The sequence below is a fragment of the Streptomyces sp. NPDC049915 genome, assembly GCF_040656475.1.
Classification (GTDB): Bacteria; Actinomycetota; Actinomycetes; order Streptomycetales; family Streptomycetaceae; genus Streptomyces.
Window position 1 is genome coordinate 39,456 of record NZ_JBFAMH010000028.1, and the last position, 15,218, is coordinate 54,673.

The 15,218-nt window shown below is 74.5% G+C and carries 10 protein-coding genes, 1 tRNA gene, 1 other RNA gene and 1 pseudogene; 3 read left to right on the top strand and 10 right to left on the bottom strand.

All coding sequences use genetic code 11. The features are described 5' to 3' along the window. Positions 1-187: 187 nt before the first annotated feature. From AB0J12_RS32885 to ffs, 4 genes are all read right to left on the bottom strand, one after another. A complete protein-coding gene (locus tag AB0J12_RS32885; RefSeq protein WP_363268257.1) occupies positions 188-2,137 on the bottom strand; it encodes a hypothetical protein in 1,950 nt (649 codons plus the stop codon). Between the two features lie 270 nt (positions 2,138-2,407). Further along, on the bottom strand, positions 2,408-3,661 hold the full coding sequence (gene purD / locus AB0J12_RS32890; RefSeq protein ID WP_363268258.1) for a phosphoribosylamine--glycine ligase: 1,254 nt from the start codon (positions 3,659-3,661) through the stop codon (positions 2,408-2,410). A 127-nt stretch (positions 3,662-3,788) separates the two neighbouring features. After that, the gene (locus tag AB0J12_RS32895; protein WP_363268259.1) at positions 3,789-6,254 is read right to left on the bottom strand and encodes a DNA polymerase III subunit gamma and tau; all 2,466 of its coding nucleotides are present in this window, start codon (positions 6,252-6,254) and stop codon (positions 3,789-3,791) included. A 114-nt stretch (positions 6,255-6,368) separates the two neighbouring features. Beyond that, positions 6,369-6,467, bottom strand: an RNA gene (gene ffs, locus AB0J12_RS32900) — signal recognition particle sRNA small type. Positions 6,468-6,539: 72 nt separating this feature from the next. Between ffs and AB0J12_RS32905 the strand changes: the two genes are divergently transcribed. Both AB0J12_RS32905 and AB0J12_RS32910 read left to right on the top strand, forming a co-directional pair. Beyond that, a tRNA-Ser gene (locus tag AB0J12_RS32905) sits at positions 6,540-6,627 on the top strand. A 112-nt stretch (positions 6,628-6,739) separates the two neighbouring features. After that, positions 6,740-6,988: pseudogene (locus AB0J12_RS32910) on the top strand (protein phosphatase); the annotation flags it as partial. Between the two features lie 60 nt (positions 6,989-7,048). Here AB0J12_RS32910 and AB0J12_RS32915 read toward each other — a convergent pair. The 6 genes from AB0J12_RS32915 to AB0J12_RS32940 all read right to left on the bottom strand — a co-directional run bounded on the left by AB0J12_RS32915 (position 7,049) and on the right by AB0J12_RS32940 (position 14,352). Further along, the gene (locus AB0J12_RS32915) at positions 7,049-7,678 is read right to left on the bottom strand and encodes a response regulator transcription factor (RefSeq protein WP_363268260.1); all 630 of its coding nucleotides are present in this window, start codon (positions 7,676-7,678) and stop codon (positions 7,049-7,051) included. After that, positions 7,675-8,814 (bottom strand): sensor histidine kinase, encoded by a 1,140-nt coding sequence (locus tag AB0J12_RS32920; RefSeq protein ID WP_363268309.1) that lies wholly within the window; start codon positions 8,812-8,814, stop codon positions 7,675-7,677. Before AB0J12_RS32920 ends, AB0J12_RS32915 begins: the two co-directional genes overlap by 4 nt. A 186-nt stretch (positions 8,815-9,000) precedes the next feature. Further along, positions 9,001-9,816 carry a pyrroline-5-carboxylate reductase gene (gene proC / locus AB0J12_RS32925; RefSeq protein WP_363268261.1) on the bottom strand — a complete coding sequence of 272 codons (816 nt, stop codon included), beginning with the start codon at positions 9,814-9,816 and terminating at the stop codon, positions 9,001-9,003. A 75-nt stretch (positions 9,817-9,891) separates the two neighbouring features. Further along, the gene (locus tag AB0J12_RS32930; RefSeq protein WP_363268310.1) at positions 9,892-11,577 is read right to left on the bottom strand and encodes a copper resistance protein CopC; all 1,686 of its coding nucleotides are present in this window, start codon (positions 11,575-11,577) and stop codon (positions 9,892-9,894) included. A gap of 110 nt (positions 11,578-11,687) precedes the next feature. After that, positions 11,688-12,299: a GNAT family N-acetyltransferase gene (locus AB0J12_RS32935; RefSeq protein WP_363268262.1), complete on the bottom strand. Its 612-nt coding sequence runs from the start codon at positions 12,297-12,299 to the stop codon at positions 11,688-11,690. Continuing rightward, positions 12,292-14,352 carry a penicillin acylase family protein gene (locus AB0J12_RS32940; protein ID WP_363268263.1) on the bottom strand — a complete coding sequence of 687 codons (2,061 nt, stop codon included), beginning with the start codon at positions 14,350-14,352 and terminating at the stop codon, positions 12,292-12,294. Before AB0J12_RS32940 ends, AB0J12_RS32935 begins: the two co-directional genes overlap by 8 nt. A 229-nt stretch (positions 14,353-14,581) precedes the next feature. Here AB0J12_RS32940 and AB0J12_RS32945 point away from each other — a divergent pair, with 229 nt between their 5' ends. Beyond that, positions 14,582-15,184 carry an HhH-GPD-type base excision DNA repair protein gene (locus AB0J12_RS32945; protein WP_363268265.1) on the top strand — a complete coding sequence of 201 codons (603 nt, stop codon included), beginning with the start codon at positions 14,582-14,584 and terminating at the stop codon, positions 15,182-15,184. Positions 15,185-15,218 lie beyond the last annotated feature (34 nt).

Consider the following 15,218-nt stretch of genomic DNA (forward strand, 5'->3'; position numbering starts at 1 on the left):
CTCACGCCCCCGTACGCGCCTGACGTCGTGTTCGTCCGCCTGTCTTATGTCGCACGCGCTTGCCATGGGCGTGACCGGTCCCAGCACATCACATTCCGCACGCATGCTGTCACTATTCGTTGCGAATTGGCCGAAAGTGGAATCCGATCCTCCGGCCGAAGCCGGTGACTCGGCGCCCGCCCGGCGGTCAGACGAGCCGCAGGGGCTTCTCGGGGCGTATGCCGGTGGCGGTGAGCCACTCGCGCAGCGGGGAGGGGTCGCCGTCCTCTATGAGGCTCAGCACCCTCGGCGCGAGGTCGGTGGCGCGTTCGCCGTTGATCAGAAGGGCGGGGCCGTCGAGCCAGTCCAGGCCCGGCACGGCGCCGGCGGTGTCGATGGCCGCGCAGCACACCGTGGCCGTGACGTGGTCGGTGAGGATCTCCCGCGGGGTGCGCGGCGGCTGGAGCGGGAAGAGGGGGAGCGCCGCGTCGGCCCACAGGGCGGCCGGTGCGTGCTCGGCGGAGCCGGCGGGCGTACCGGGGGCGGCCGTCTCCTCGTCGGCCAGCTCCGCACTCAGGCTCGCGGCGAGCGCAGCGCTGCGGGGGTGCGCCAGGTCGTCACCGTCGGGGGCGATCCGGTCGGCCGGGTCGGGGAGATCGACCGGGTCGGACGGGGCCGCGAAGTCGGCCTGGTCGGTGAGGTCCGTGGGGGCGGCCGGATCGGCGGGGTCCGCCGGGTCGGTGTACGGCGGCAGCGGTGCGCCGTGGTCCGGGACCGGTGGCTTCGACGGGGCCGAAGACAGCGGTGCGGTGCCGTCGGAGGGCCACTGACCGCCGCCGGAGGGCCGCCGGGCGCCGTCGGAGGGCCGCGGAGCGGACAGGTGGTCGAGGACGCGGGCGAGTGTGGGGCCTGCCGGGTCCGGGGTGGAGGCGTCGGCGGGGCGGCGCACGCCCAGGATGTCCAGGACCCGGTGCAGGCGGGCGGCGTCGGTGCGCCACTTGCGGTCGACGACCTCCTCCGGATACGCCTGCCAGTCCACCGGCGACCAGTCCGGGCCGGACGCGGCGGGGCCGCCGTGGAAGAGACGGGCGGCCAGCAGCGAGGCGGCCTCGTCCACCAGGCCGGGCTCCTCCAGCAGATCGCAGGCGGGACGCTCGCCGAGCCGGGAGGTGAAACCCTCCGCGAGCCGGTCGCGCCGGGACAGCTCGGTGAGCGCGGCCACCACACCGACGTCCAGCCGCGCGGGCCAGCGGCCCATCCGCCAGGCGGGCAGCGCCACCCGGGTGAGCAGACGGTCCCAGCCCGCGTAGGCGAGGCCGACCTGTTCCTGGGCGACGATCCTGAGGCCGTAGTCCACGGCCTGGGCCCGCTCGGCGGCCGCCGCGGCGACTCCGCGCTCCATCTCCGCCGCGTGCCCGCGGCAGCTGCGCAGCAGCAGGCGGGACACCCAGCCGACGAGCGCGCACGCCGCCTTCAGGAACCGGCAGCGGCCCTGCGTGGCGGCGACGGCCACCGCCGCGTCCAGTCCGCGCACGAAGCGCCGGGCTGCGGCTATGTCCGGGTGCGCCGCGGGTCCCGTACCGGCGACGACCGGGGCGAGCAGGGCGCGCAGCTCTCCGACCCGCATCCACCACAGGAACGGCGACCCGATGACGAGCACGGTGGCGGGAGCGCGCCGGTGGGGCTTGTCCGCCCCGGTGAGGTCGTCGCGGTACGCCGGGCCCTCGGCGGGTGCGGGCGGGCCGTGGGGCGGATGGGTGCGCTCCTCGAGCCAGCTGTCGCAGTCCGGAGTGAGCGCTATGGCCGTCGGGGCCGGGACGTCCAGGCGGTCGGCCAGGTCGCGCACCAGCCGGTACAGGTCCGGCGCGGAATCCTCGGCGATCGGGACCGTCGGGCTGACGGCGGGGTGGGCGCGGGTGACCACCAGCGCGATACCGGCGGCGGCGAGCAGTACGAGCAGCGCCGGCACCGAGACCACCCAGCGGGCGACGTCCCAGCCGGGCCCCACCAGATGCCCGGTGGCACCGCCGGCCAGGAGGATCACCGCCACGGCCGCGGGCAGCAGTGCCACCGCGGTCGCCCGGCTGCGGATCCGCAGCACGGCCAGGGCCCGGGCCCTGGCCGCCCGTGCTCCCGCCTCCACACCCGTACCGGTCATGACCGGACCTCACCCCCTGCCTCTCGCCGTGGCTTCCTGGACTTGCTCACTCCCCCACTGTGGCACCCGCCACTGACATCGCAATGCCGGTGGGCCAAGTGCCGGAACCATTGCGCCGCACCCTAGTTGGGGGCCCGCTCCACGTCAGCAGATAAGCCCATCGGTCACTCGATGGAATGGCTTTGGTCAGAGCTGGGTGACGGACAGCAAAGATCAGGCCCCGGATTCCACGAGGGAGTCCGGGGCCTGAACACGCCTGGTGAGAGGGGCTTATGCCCCCGCCGCCGCCTTCGCCGCGATGTCCGTGCGGTGCTGGGAGCCGTCGAGACCGATCCGTCCGACGGCGGCGTACGCCCGCTCGCGGGCCTCGGTCAGGTCCTTGCCGGTGGCGGTGACCGACAGCACCCGGCCGCCGGCACTGACCACGCTCTCGCCGTCCCGCCTGGTGCCGGCGTGCAGGACGTAGGCGTCCGGGGCGTCCTGCGCGGCCACCTCGTCGAGGCCGGTGATCGGGTCACCGGTGCGCGGGGTGCCGGGGTAGTTGTGCGAGGCGACGACCACGGTCACCGCGGCGTCGTCGCTCCAGCGCAGCGGCGCCAGGTCGGCGAGCGTGCCGGCGGCGGCGGCCATAAGGATCCCGGCGAGCGGCGTCCGCAGCCGGGCCAGGACCACCTGGGTCTCGGGGTCGCCGAACCGGGCGTTGAACTCGATGACCCGCACCCCGCGGCCGGTGATGGCCAGACCCGCGTACAGCAGCCCCGAGAACGGGGTGCCGCGGCGGCGCATCTCCTCGACGGTGGGCTGCAGGACCGTCTGCATGACCTCGTCCACGAGCTTGGGGTCGGCCCACGGCAGCGGGGAGTACGCGCCCATGCCACCGGTGTTCGGGCCCTCGTCGCCGTCCAGCGCGCGCTTGAAGTCCTGGGCGGGCTGGAGCGGGACGACGGTCCGGCCGTCGGTGATGGCGAAGAGGGAGACCTCGGGGCCGTCCAGGTACTCCTCGATGACGACGCGGTCGCAGGCCGCGGCGTGCTGGACGGCGGTCTGGAGGTCGTCGGTGACGACGACGCCCTTGCCGGCGGCGAGCCCGTCGTCCTTGACGACGTAGGGGGCACCGAAGGCGTCGAGCGCCTCGGCGACCTCCTCCGGGGTCGTGCAGACGTACGACCGCGCGGTGGGGACGCCGGCTCGCGCCATCACGTCCTTGGCGAAGGCCTTGGAGCCCTCGAGCTGCGCGGCCTCCTTGGAGGGGCCGAAGACCGGGATGCCGGCCGCGCGCACGGCGTCGGCGACGCCCGCGACGAGCGGGGCCTCCGGGCCGACGACCACCAGGTCGGCGCCCAGCTCACCGGCCAGCGCGCTGACGGCGGCGCCGTCCAGGGCGTCCACCGGGTGCAGCTCGGCGACCTCGGCGATGCCGGCGTTGCCGGGAGCGCAGTGCAGCGCGGTCACGGCGGGGTCGAGGGACAGGGAGCGGCACAGGGCGTGTTCGCGGGCGCCGCTGCCGATGACGAGGACCTTCACGGGGTCAGCCTAACGGCAGACGGCGCGCTGACCTTGTGCGGGCTTCCGAGAGACCACGGCGTCGGGCTTCGTGGTTTTCTCCGAACGAACGGCCCTGAGCTGGGCGCTCGGGCCGGCACCCGGCCGGTCACTCGTTGGTGAACTCCTCCACGACCGTCGCTCCCAGCTCCTTGACGATCAGTTCGTAGCCGGACAGCGCCGACTCGTTCAGGTCCGGGTCGTCGTCCTCGGGGATGTCGTCCTCGAGGGACACCGGGGGCGGTTCCGGCGCCGGGGGCTGCCGGACCGGCGCGGGGGCCGGCACCGACGCGGACGCCTGCGGGGCCGATCCCGGTCCGGACGCCGGGGCGGCGGACTGCGCGGTCGCCGGGCGCTGTACGGCCGTGGCGCCGCCGCCACCGCCGTAGCCGCCACCACCCTGACCGGAGGAGCCGCCGCCGAAGCCGGACGGTCCGCCGGACTGCGGCGGGGCCGAGCCGCCGGAGGGGTCGACGACGGCCTCGATCTTCCAGTGGACGTTGAACTGCTCGACCAGCGCCTGCCGCAGCACGTCCTCGCTGCCGCTGCCGGCGAAATTGTCCCGGGCGCCGGCGTTGACGAAGCCGAGCTGGAGCGTGGTGCCGTCGAAGCCGGTGACCTGGGCGTTCTGGCTGAGCAGGATCCAGGTGAAGCGGCGGCGGTTCTTCACGGCCTCCAGGATGTTCGGCCACAGCACCCGCGGGTCCATCCCACCGGCGGCGGGCGCCGGGGGCGCGGCGGAGGGTGCGGCCGGGGCAGCGGGAGCGGCCGGGGCGGGAGCGGCGTGACCGGGACCGCCGCCCGCGGGACCTGAACGACCCGGACCTGAACCGCCGGAGCCCGGGGCAGTCGCGGCGGGTCGGGCGCCGCCGCCCGCCGGGGCGGCCGTGGGCCAGCCGCCGGGACGGCGCCCGCCACCGGCCGAGGCGGCGGTGGGCCAGGCACCCGGAGCGGAGGACGGGGCAGGGGCGGAGGCGGCGGGAGGCGTGGCCGCGTCGGGAGCGGGGGCCGCCGCAGGGGCCGCGGGAGCGGCGGGAGGAACCTGGGCAGCGGCACCGGTAGGGGCCGGTGCCGGGGTCGGACCGTGCGCAGCGGGGCCACCGGCGGGGACGCCACCGGCATCGGGCTGCGCGCCACCCTGCTGCCCGGGCGCACCGGCAGCCTGGGCCGGAGCAGGAGCGGGAGCCGGGACGCCCGCGCCGGGTCCCGGACCAGGGACCGCACCCGGCCCCGTACCGCCGCCGGAACCACCACCCGCACCGCGCACTGCCGCGCGGGCCGCCGCCGGACCGCCGCCGGGCGGGACGGCCGGGACGGGCGCACCGGCGCCTGCCGGGCCCCCGGCGAAACCGCCCCCGTGGGCCTCGGGCCCCGGGACGTATCCCATGGCCGGCATACCGGCGCCCGTGGAGAAGTTCACGCCGCGCTCGATGCGGTCGAGGCGGGCCATGACGGAGCGCTCGTCGCCGTAGGCGGCCGGAAGCAGCACACGGGCGCAGATCAGCTCGAGCTGGAGGCGCGGCGAGGTGGCGCCGCGCATCTCGGTCAGCCCCTCGTTGACCAGGTCGGCGGCGCGGCTGAGTTCGGCGGCGCCGAAGGACCGCGCCTGGGCCTGCATCCGCTCGATGACGTCGGCCGGGGCGTCGATGAGCCCCTTCTCGGCGGCGTCCGGCACGGCGGCGAGGATGACCAGGTCACGCAGCCGCTCCAGCAGGTCGGCGACGAAGCGGCGCGGGTCGTTGCCGCCCTCGATGACCCGGTCCACGACCTCGAAGGCGGCGGAGCCGTCCCCGGAGGCGAAGGACTCGACGACGGAGTCGAGCAGTGAGCCGTCGGTGTAGCCGAGCAGGGAGGTGGCCATGGCATACGTCACACCGTCCGCCCCGGCGCCGGCGAGGAGCTGGTCCATGACGGACATGGAGTCACGCACGGAGCCGCCACCGGCCCGCACCACGAGCGGCAGGACACCGTCCTCGACGGGAATGTCCTCCTTCTGGCACACCTCGCCGAGGTACTCGCGCAGCGTGCCCGGGGGGACCAGGCGGAAGGGGTAGTGGTGGGTCCGCGACCGGATGGTGCCGATGACCTTCTCGGGCTCGGTGGTCGCGAAGATGAACTTCAGATGCTCCGGGGGCTCCTCGACGACCTTCAGCAGCGCGTTGAAGCCGGCCGACGTGACCATGTGGGCCTCGTCGATGATGTAGATCTTGTACCGGCTGCGGGCGGGGCCGAAGAACGCCTTCTCCCGCAGGTCACGGGCGTCGTCTACGCCACCGTGGGACGCGGCGTCGATCTCGATGACGTCGATGGACCCGGGGCCGTTGCGCGCGAGGTCCTGGCAGGACTGGCACTCCCCGCACGGGGTCGGGGTGGGACCTTGCTCACAGTTGAGACAGCGGGCCAGGATCCGGGCGCTGGTGGTCTTGCCGCAGCCGCGGGGACCGCTGAACAGGTACGCGTGATTGACCCGGTTGTTCCGCAGCGCCTGCTGCAGCGGGTCGGTCACATGCTCCTGCCCGATGACCTCCGCAAAGGTCTCCGGGCGATAGCGGCGGTACAGCGCGAGAGACGACACGCTTACGAGGTTATAGGCGCCCAGTGACATCGGGCTCCGCCCGCAGAAGCGGAAGGCGTCCCCGACCGCCGGTCCCGCTGGGCCGGAAGGCGTCCCGCACCGCGGGCCCCGGAGAACGCAAGCGCCCCCCACGCACCCGCCAGAGCCGACCTACCCTTGCTGCCTTCCGGCCCTGGGGGAGTTCAGTCAGATAGCGCCGCGTGAGGGGCTGCGCACAGCGTACCCGATCCGAGCCAGGGGGAACGAGTTCGCGAGCACTCTCATCGGTCATGTAATGTTTGCGGCGGAGGATTCGCCTAGAGGCCTAGGGCGCACGCTTGGAAAGCGTGTTGGGGGCAACCCCTCACGAGTTCGAATCTCGTATCCTCCGCCAGTGCCTCACCGGGCACGATGTCGAAGGGCCCCACCGTTCGCGGTGGGGCCCTTCGACGTTGTCCGTCTCGGGAGAGCGATCGGACGGGATGCGTCATGACTGTCCCGCGGAGGCGATTCGCACACTCCGCGTCGCTCACGACCGCGCCGCCGGTGAACGCGTGGAGGTCTGTTGCGGGGGCGGCGTCGGGCGGACCGGGACGGCGCTTTCCGCGATGTGCGTCTTCGAGGGGATGAATCCCCGGGAGGCGGTCACGTGGGTGCGGCAGAACTACCACCCCCGTGCGGTGGAGGTTCCCTGGCAGCGGCGTTTCGTGCGCCAGGTGTTCGCCGCCGGTCCGGCCGGCTCACCGCGGCCATAGGCACCGGCGCCCGAGCCGCTGCCGTAGACACCGGCGCCCGGGCCGCGCGGCGGGTCCGGCTCAGGTCACCAGCCTGCGTTCCTTCGCCACCGCCACCGCGCCCGAGCGGGTGTCGACGCCGAGCTTGTCGTAGATACGGCGCAGGTGCGTCTTGACCGTGGCCTCGCTGATGTGGAGGGCGCGGGCGATGTCGCGGTTGCCCAGGCCCCGGGAGAGGTGGGTGAGGATGTCCCGCTCGCGGGGAGTGAGCGCGGGGGCCGGGTTGCGCAGGTGGGCCATGACGCGGCCGGCGACGGGGGCGGACAGGGTGGTGCGGCCCTGCGCGGCGGAGTGGATCGCGGCGAACAACTCCTCGGGGCGTTCGGCCTTGAGCAGGTAGCCGGTGGCCCCGGCCTCGATCGCGCGGGTGATGTCGGCGTCCGTGTCGTAGGTGGTGAGGACCAGCACGTGCGGGGCGGCCGGCTCCGCGGCCAGGCGGCGGGTGGTCTCCACGCCGTCGATGCCCTCGCCGAGCTGGAGGTCCATCAGGACGACGTCCGGGCGCAGTTTGCGGGCCAGGGCGATCGCCTCCTCGCCGCTGCCGGCCTCGCCGGTCACCTCGATGTCGGGGGCGCTGCCCAGCAGGGCCAGCAGTCCCGCCCGGACCACGGCGTGGTCGTCGCAGACCAGGACACGGACGGCGGTGCTCATACGGGCGGCTCCAGGGGGATCGCGGCCGACAGCACCGTGCCCTCGCCCGGCGCCGACTCGATGGTGAGGGTCCCGCCCAGCTGGCGCAGCCGGGCGCGGATCGCGGGCAGACCGTGGCCGCGGACGGAGCCGGCCGGCCGTTCGCCGCTCACGGAGGTGTCGAAGCCGCGGCCGTCGTCGGCGACGTCCAGGACGATCTGGTCGTCCAGGCAGGTCAGGGTGAGTGTGGCCGTCGTCGCGCCCGCGTGCTCGCGGACGTTGGCGAGCGCGCCCTGGGCGATGCGCAACAGCGCCGGCTCGACCAGGGCAGGCAGCGGGTGCGCCGGGGTGCCCTCGGTGTGCACGCGGACCGTCAGCTTCCCCGTGCTCGTGCGTTCGGCGACCGCCCGCAGGGCCTTGACCAGTCCGCCGCCCTCCGCGAGGTCCGCCGGGGCCAGGTCGTGCACGAAGCGGCGGGCCTCGGCGAGGTCGCGTTCGGCGACGGAGGCGGCGGTGCGGACGTGCGTGCGGGCGGTGGCGGGGTCCGTGTCCCACAGCCGGTCGGCGGCCTGGAGCAGCATGCGCTGGCTGGACAGGCCCTGTGCGAGGGTGTCGTGGATCTCCCGGGCGAGCCGCTCGCGTTCGGCGAGGGTGCCCTCGCGGCGTTCCGTGGCGGCCAGTTCGCGGCGGGTGCGGATCAGGTCGCCGATCAGCGCGCGCTGGCGACGCGCCTGGCGCTCCATGACGACGAACACGGCCGTGGCGATCGCGGCCACGGCCGGGGGCGCGAGCAGCACGTTCGGGTCGGCCCAGCCCGCCAGTCGCAGCTGGGCGGCGACGGCGAGCGCGGTGAGCCCGGTGACGAGGGTGATCGCGGCGCGCGGTGGCAGGGTGCGCAGCCCGGTGTAGAAGAGGGGGACCGCGCACCAGGCGAAGCTCGGGGCGAGCGTCACCAGCACCGCCCAGGCCGCGACCACCGCCGTCAGCCAGGCCAGCCGGCGTGCGGTGAGGCGGGCGCCGAGGGCGGGCCCGAGGACGTAGAGCACTGCCAGGAAGAGGGAGAGGGCCAGCACCCAGGGGGTGCGGGGCTCGCCGGGGTGGCGCAGCAGGAAGCGGGCCAGCGAGGCGCCGAGCAGCACGAAGAACGCCGTGTGCATGATCACGGCGAGGGTGCGGGTGTCGGCGTCGCCCTCCCGTCCGGAGGCGGCCGGGCGGGTGTCGGCGTCGCCCCCCTGCCCGGGCGCGGCCGCCGCCGTCGTGTCCATGACCCGCTCTCACCTCCCCGATACGCCGTTGAACTGGGCAAACACCTTCATTGTCGCCCTGCTTCGGCGCCTTCGGGGTCATCCGATCGGCTGACTGTCGTCCCCTAGTTCCCGTGCCCGCCGCGCCGCCCGCCGCAGCGCGGTGACGAGGATGCCGTGCAGGTCGTGCTCCTCCAGGGCGAGGATGCCCTGCTCCGTCGTACCGCCCGGCGTCATGACGCTGCGGTAGACCTGCTCGGGGTCCTGCCCGGTGCGTTCCAGCAGGTCGGCGGTGCCGCGCAGCACTTGGCAGGTGACGTCGAGAGCCTGCTCGTCGGTGAATCCGGCGGCCTCGGCGAAGTCGCGGAACGCCTTCGCGATGTACGCCACGAACGCCGGCCCGCCGCCGGCCAGTGCCGTCGCGTCGTCCAGCAGGGCCTCGTCGGACACGGCCAGCACCCGGCCGATCGAGCCGAGCACGCCCTCGGCCCGCGCCGCCTCGGCGGGCGCTACCCCGGGGCCTGCGCACAGCACGGTCATGCCCTGGAACACCTGCGAGGCCATGTTCGGCATGGCCCGTACGACACGCGGGGCGCCCAGGCGCCGGGACAGCACGGCGATCGGCACCCCGGCCATCACCGACACGACGGTCACCTCGCGGAACGTGCCGGGAGCGGTCGTGTCGGCGAAGGAGTCCAGGGCCTGCGGCGGCAGGGCGAGAAGGACCAGGTCGGAGGGCTCGGGCCGGTACTGCGGCGCAGTCCGGACCCCTTCCGCCCGCAGTGCGGCCGTCCGCTCCTCGGCCGCCTCGACCACGGTCAGCGGCACCTGAGGCATGGTCGCCCGGATCCCTTGGACGAGCACGGACCCCATGTGTCCGGCTCCGACGACGACGATGCGCTGGTGCAGGGGCATGCCCCCAGCGTCCCCGGCGCCCGGCCGCGGCGCGCCCGCGCCTGCTCCGACCGGGTGGAACACCGGGCGCGGCCGCTACCGCGCGATCTCGACCGGCCGTACCTCGCTGACCTGGTCGGTCTCCGACACCCGCACCGTCACCTTCATCGTCCAGGTGCCGGCCAGCGGCAGGGTGACGCGGTCGGCCGCCCAGTAGCCGCCCCGGTCGGTGACCTTGGCGTCGAGGGGGCCGATCCGCTGCGCGGGCAGGGAGAAGGACACCCGCAGTTCGGGGACGGCGGCCAGACCGCCGTCGGGGCCGTAGACGACCGCCTGCACGGAGTTGTCGCCGACCCGGCCCGGCTCCAGCGTGACCTGCACCTTGCCCCGGCCGCCCGGAGTGCCGACGTCGAAGGGCACGTCGGTGACGGAGGCACCGGGCAGCCCGGGCGCGGCGAGCGGCTGCCGCTCGGCGGCCTCGGCGGCGGCCCGCCCCGGGACCGTACCGGCGAGCACCGTCGAGATCAGCAGAACCAGTACGCCCAGGCCCGCTTCGGCGACAACGGCCCGGCGCAGCCGCCGCCGACCGGCCACGGGCTCCGCGGACACCTCCGGCACGGGTGCCTCGCTCGGCGCCCCGCCCACCATGGCCGGCACCCTGGCGGGCGCCACGGCCCCGGCCCGCAGCCGCCCGGCGAAGTGCCGCGCGCACGCCGCGCCTGCCAGCAACAGGGTCACCGTGACCAGCTTGACCAGCAGCAACCGGCCGTACGCCGTACCGGTGAGTGCGCCGAGGGAACCGAGACCACGCCAGGACTGGTAGACACCGGTGACCACCAGCACGGCCACGCACCCGAAGGCGAGCCGCGAGAACCGGTCGACGGCCGGAACCGGCAGCTCGCGTGTGCTCAGCAGCGTCGCCAGTCCCCCCAGCCACACCGACATCGCCAGCAGATGCAGTACGGCACTGACGACCGCGACGGGCACCTGGATCCCGGCACCGGGGTGCTCGGCGACCGCCCAGGTCAGCGCCAGGCCTACGGCGACAGCGCCGCCCGCCCCGCGCGCCGTACGCCCCCACTCCCGCCTGCGCAGCAGCACCGCGGCCACCGCCAGCAGCACCAGCCGTGCCGCCAGCGCCAGCCCCGGCCGTGTGGCCAGGGTGCGGGCCGTCCCGGACGGATCGAAGACCGTCGACAACCCGGTCCCCGCCTCGTAGGGAGCGCGCAGGAGCAGCAGGACGACGGTGGCACCGGCCAGCGTCCACGCGCCCGCCGTCGCCGGAGCGCGCGCCGCCCCCGGCGACACCGCGCGGAAGACGCCTCCGCCGATGAGCAGGGCGACGCCCAGGCAGGCGACGTAGCGGGCGAGGTCGTACAGACCGGCGGTGGCCGGGTCCTCGGTCGCCCCGGTGTCGAGGGGGGCCGCCGCGGGGGTGGGGGCGCCGACGGAGAACGTGAAGGCGCCGGAGACGGGGTGGCTGTCGGCGGACACCACCCGCCAGGCGACGGTGTACGTGCCCCGGCCCAGACCGCCCGGCAGGTCGACGCGGACGGTGTCGGAGTGCCCGGGGACATGCCGGGCCTCGCCGGTGCGCAGCCGGTGGTTGCCGGGGTCGAAGACGCGGAAGGAGCCGTCGAGCAGCGCCACGGATTCGGTGAAGGTGAGCGTGAGCCGGTCCGGGGCCGTCTTCAGGACGGAGCCGTCACCGGGTTCGGTGCCCCGCAGGCTGGCATGCGCCAGGGCGGCCCCGGCGCCGCCGAACAGGAACAGCGTCAGCATCAGCCCGAGCAGCGCGGCCCGCCCGCACCACCGTCCGCCACCGACCACGCCGCCCGCTCCCCTCCTGCCGGCACCCTCGCGCAGAGGTACGCACCCGGCGCGGAAATCGCTCACGCACTCCCCGGAAAGGCGGCCTCCCGGCGCAGGAAGGCCAGTTGGGCGTGTTTCTCGGGCAGGTAGACGTCCGGCAGATTCACCTCGGGCAGGACGACCGCCGGTCCCTGCTCGAACCCCAGCCGCTCGAACCGGGCGATCGCCTTCACGTTCCGCACGTCCGGGTCGACGACGATCCGGCGCCGGTCCAGCCCGAGCAGCGCGTACGAGATGATCGCCGAGGCCAGCCGCGCGGTCCAGCCGGGCCGGGCGCCCTCCTCACCGGCGGGCGCGATCAGCAGGTGGACGCCGATGTCCCCGGCCTGCACGGGGTAGCACTCACCGACCCGGTCGGCCCCGGGCTCATAGGTCTGCAGCAGCGCGGCGGCGTGAGCGTCCTTCACGACGAGAAAGGCGTGATGACTGTCCAGCGTTCCCATATGGCCGTAGATCCCGGCCACTTCGGCGACGGACACACCGGTCATCCCCCAGTACACGGCCCGCTCCTCGCTGACCCAGCGGTGGATCATCCCGGCGTCGGCGGACGGGTCGACGGGCAGGATGCGCACGGTGCCGAAGCCGTCGATCGGTTGCTCGTGCACGGCCTCGCGGTACCGGAGGTCAGACATCGGTCTCCTTCGTCAGCTGGTCCCAGTCGGTGACGACGGGAACGAGGTCTCCCCTGAGCCACAGGGGGAGTTGGTCGCGGTGGTGCGCGGAGCCGGGCGTGCCGTCGGCGCCGAAGGGCACCACCCAGAGGCTGTCGTCGCGCCGGGCGAGGTCCCAGACGTAACGGGCGGCGGGCCCGCGCGCGGCCCGGTCGGTGACACCGGGCACGGCGGAGGTGCACAGCACGCAGTCGTGGTCCCCGGACAACGCCGGTTCCTCGTACGGCGCCGTCGGCAGCGCCCGCCAGGGAGCGAGGCGGTGGGTGTCGCCCCAGGTGCCGGCCGGGGGCGCGGCGGCGACCTCCTCCAGGGCGGCGCGCACCACGGCAGGGCGGTCGATGCCGTACAGGGTGCCGGAGCGCAGCAGGTGTTCCAGGGCGAAGCCGATGCGCGGGGTGAGGGCGAGCCAGGGCTGGAAGACCTCCGGACAGGCGGGCGGGACGGCGAGCCCGGCGAACGCCTCCTGCGCGGCCAGCCGCCGCACCAGAGCGCCCCGCACTGCGGCGTACAGCGCCGCGTCCCGGCTTCCCGCGTCCATCCGCCGGTCCCACCCGAGCAGCCGCTCCCGCAGCGCACCGGCCTCGGCCCCGAGCCCGCCGAGCGCGGCCACCTGATCGAGCAGCGCCCCCGCGGATCCGAGAAAGGCGTCCATGTGTACGACGCCCATGTCCGCGGCGGACCACTCCCGCCGCCCGCCGAGCAGCTCGCGAATGCGGTCGGCGCGATGGGAGGGAGCGAACTCGGTGCCCAACTCACCGGCGACACCGCGTGCGTTGGCCATGACGGCGACGCCGTCCTCCAGGCCCGCCCGGGGCATGGCATGCCAGCCGGTCCACTCGTGCCCGGGCTCCCACGCCGGCACCAGACGGACGCGGTTGGCGCGGCTTCGCACCGGCACGCGCCCGGCGACCCGGTGCAGCACGCCGCCCTCGGTGTCGGCGGCGTGGACGACGTTGACGGGCTCGGCCCAGGCGTCCAGGGCCCGGTCGACGTCGGCGACCCGGCGGGCGCGCAGCAACGGCAGCAGGGCGCTGAAGCCGAGATCAGCGGTGACCCGGGGCGGGTGGCGCAGGCTCACCGCCCCCGGGGTGCCGTCGTCGAGCCCCTCCGGCCCGCCGGCGATGACGGGCCCGCGCGCGGTCTCGACGACCTCGACCTCGACCGGCCCCTCCCCGGCCACGTGGACGAGTTCGGTGTGCCGGACGGCCCGGTGCCAGCGACCGTCCGGGCCCAGCGCCTCCACCCCGGCACCGGTACGGCGCAGCCGCTCCCGGTACAGGTCCTGGTAGTCGGCCATGGCGTTGGTGATGGCCCAGGCGACGGTGCCGGTGTGCCCGAAGTGGGCGATGCCCGGCACACCCGGCACGGCGAACCCCACGACGTCGAACTCGTCGCACGCCAGCCGGATCTGCTGATAGACACCGGGGTCCTCGATGAACCGGTGCGGATCACCGGCGATGATCGCGTGCCCGCTCGCGCTGCGCTCCCCACTCACCAGCCAGCCGTTGCTGCCGGCGGTGGCGGGCCCCTCACCGGCGAACAGGCCGACGGCCTCCGGCCCGAGGACCCGGACCGCCTCCTCACGCCACAACTTGGCGGGAAAACCGGCGAACAGAATATGAGTGGACAGCCACACGGCCAGCGGGGTCCAGGGCTCCCACCGCCCCGTCGAGAGCCCGACCCGCCGGAACTCCTCACCGGCCCACAGCCCCTCGTTCACGCCGTCGACGTAGGCGCGCACCCACTTCGCACTCACGGAATCGCGCTCCTCCAGTGCGGTGAAGCACCGGCGGGCGGTGTCGGCGAGCCGCACCCGCCGGGCGAACCGGTCCCAGTCCAGCGCGCCGGCACCGAGGAAGGCCGCGGAGGTGCCCTGCGCCCGATGCCGCTCGACCTCCAGCTGCCAGGACCGGTCACGAGCGGTGACCAGCCCCTGGGCCCGGGCGAGCGCGAGAACGCCGGGGGCACGGAGGTGGGGGATGCCCCAGGCGTCCCGGTGCAGTGCGGTTCTCACCCTGTAGCCCCTTCTATTTTTAGGTTAGCCTAACCTAATTAAATCTTTCCGGGGATCGTACTTGAACTGCGAGGAGGCACCCGCCGGTGGGTCGACCGATGCCCGGCGCTGTGGGACCGCACGAAGGGGCGCGGGGAACTGCGCGACCAGCCCCCACCCACCCGCGGACGAACGACACCCGAACACACCCCCCGCGCCAAAACACCGCCCACGCGACATCATCAAAGACATGGACGTCACCCTCCACCTCGCCCAAGACGCCGACGCCGACGCACTCCTCGGCCGCTCACCGCTCGCCGCGCTGACCGGGATGCTGCTGGACCAGCAGATCCCGATGGAGTGGGCGTTCAAGGGCCCCCGCACCATCGCCGACCGCCTCGGCGCCGACGACCTCGACGCCCACGACATCGCCGCCACCGACCCGGAGGCCTTCGCCGCCCTGCTCTCCGAGAAGCCGGCCGTGCACCGCTACCCGGGCTCCATGGCCAAGCGCATCCAGCAGCTGTGCCAGTACCTCGTCGACCACTACGACGGCAACGCCGAACTCGTCTGGAAGGGCGTCGACGACGGCCGCGAACTGCTGCGCCGCCTGGAGGAACTCCCCGGCTTCGGCAAGCAGAAGGCACAGATCTTCCTCGCCCTCCTGGGCAAGCAGCTCGGCGTACGCCCCACCGGCTGGCAGGAGGCCGCCGGCAGCTACGGCCAACCGAAGTCCTTCCGTTCCGTCGCCGACATCACCGGCCCGGAGTCCCTGGCGAAGGTCCGCGTCCACAAACAGGAGATGAAGGCCGCGGCGAAGGCGGAGAAGCAAGCGAAGACGCAGAGGACGTAGCCCGACCGGCACCGGCCCCCGGCGGGGGCAGCGT

What these genes read in the sequence shown, in the direction of transcription:
- AB0J12_RS32920 (WP_363268309.1), bottom strand. Translation starts at nt 8,814, where the DNA reads ATGCACACGGCGTTCTTCGTGCTGCTCGGCGCCTCGCTGGCCCGCTTC.
- AB0J12_RS32885 (WP_363268257.1), bottom strand. Translation starts at nt 2,137, where the DNA reads ATGACCGGTACGGGTGTGGAGGCGGGAGCACGGGCGGCCAGGGCCCGG.
- AB0J12_RS32935 (WP_363268262.1), bottom strand. Translation starts at nt 12,299, where the DNA reads ATGTCTGACCTCCGGTACCGCGAGGCCGTGCACGAGCAACCGATCGAC.
- proC (WP_363268261.1), bottom strand. Translation starts at nt 9,816, where the DNA reads ATGCCCCTGCACCAGCGCATCGTCGTCGTCGGAGCCGGACACATGGGG.
- AB0J12_RS32915 (WP_363268260.1), bottom strand. Translation starts at nt 7,678, where the DNA reads ATGAGCACCGCCGTCCGTGTCCTGGTCTGCGACGACCACGCCGTGGTC.
- AB0J12_RS32945 (WP_363268265.1), top strand. Translation starts at nt 14,582, where the DNA reads ATGGACGTCACCCTCCACCTCGCCCAAGACGCCGACGCCGACGCACTC.
- AB0J12_RS32930 (WP_363268310.1), bottom strand. Translation starts at nt 11,577, where the DNA reads ATGCTGACGCTGTTCCTGTTCGGCGGCGCCGGGGCCGCCCTGGCGCAT.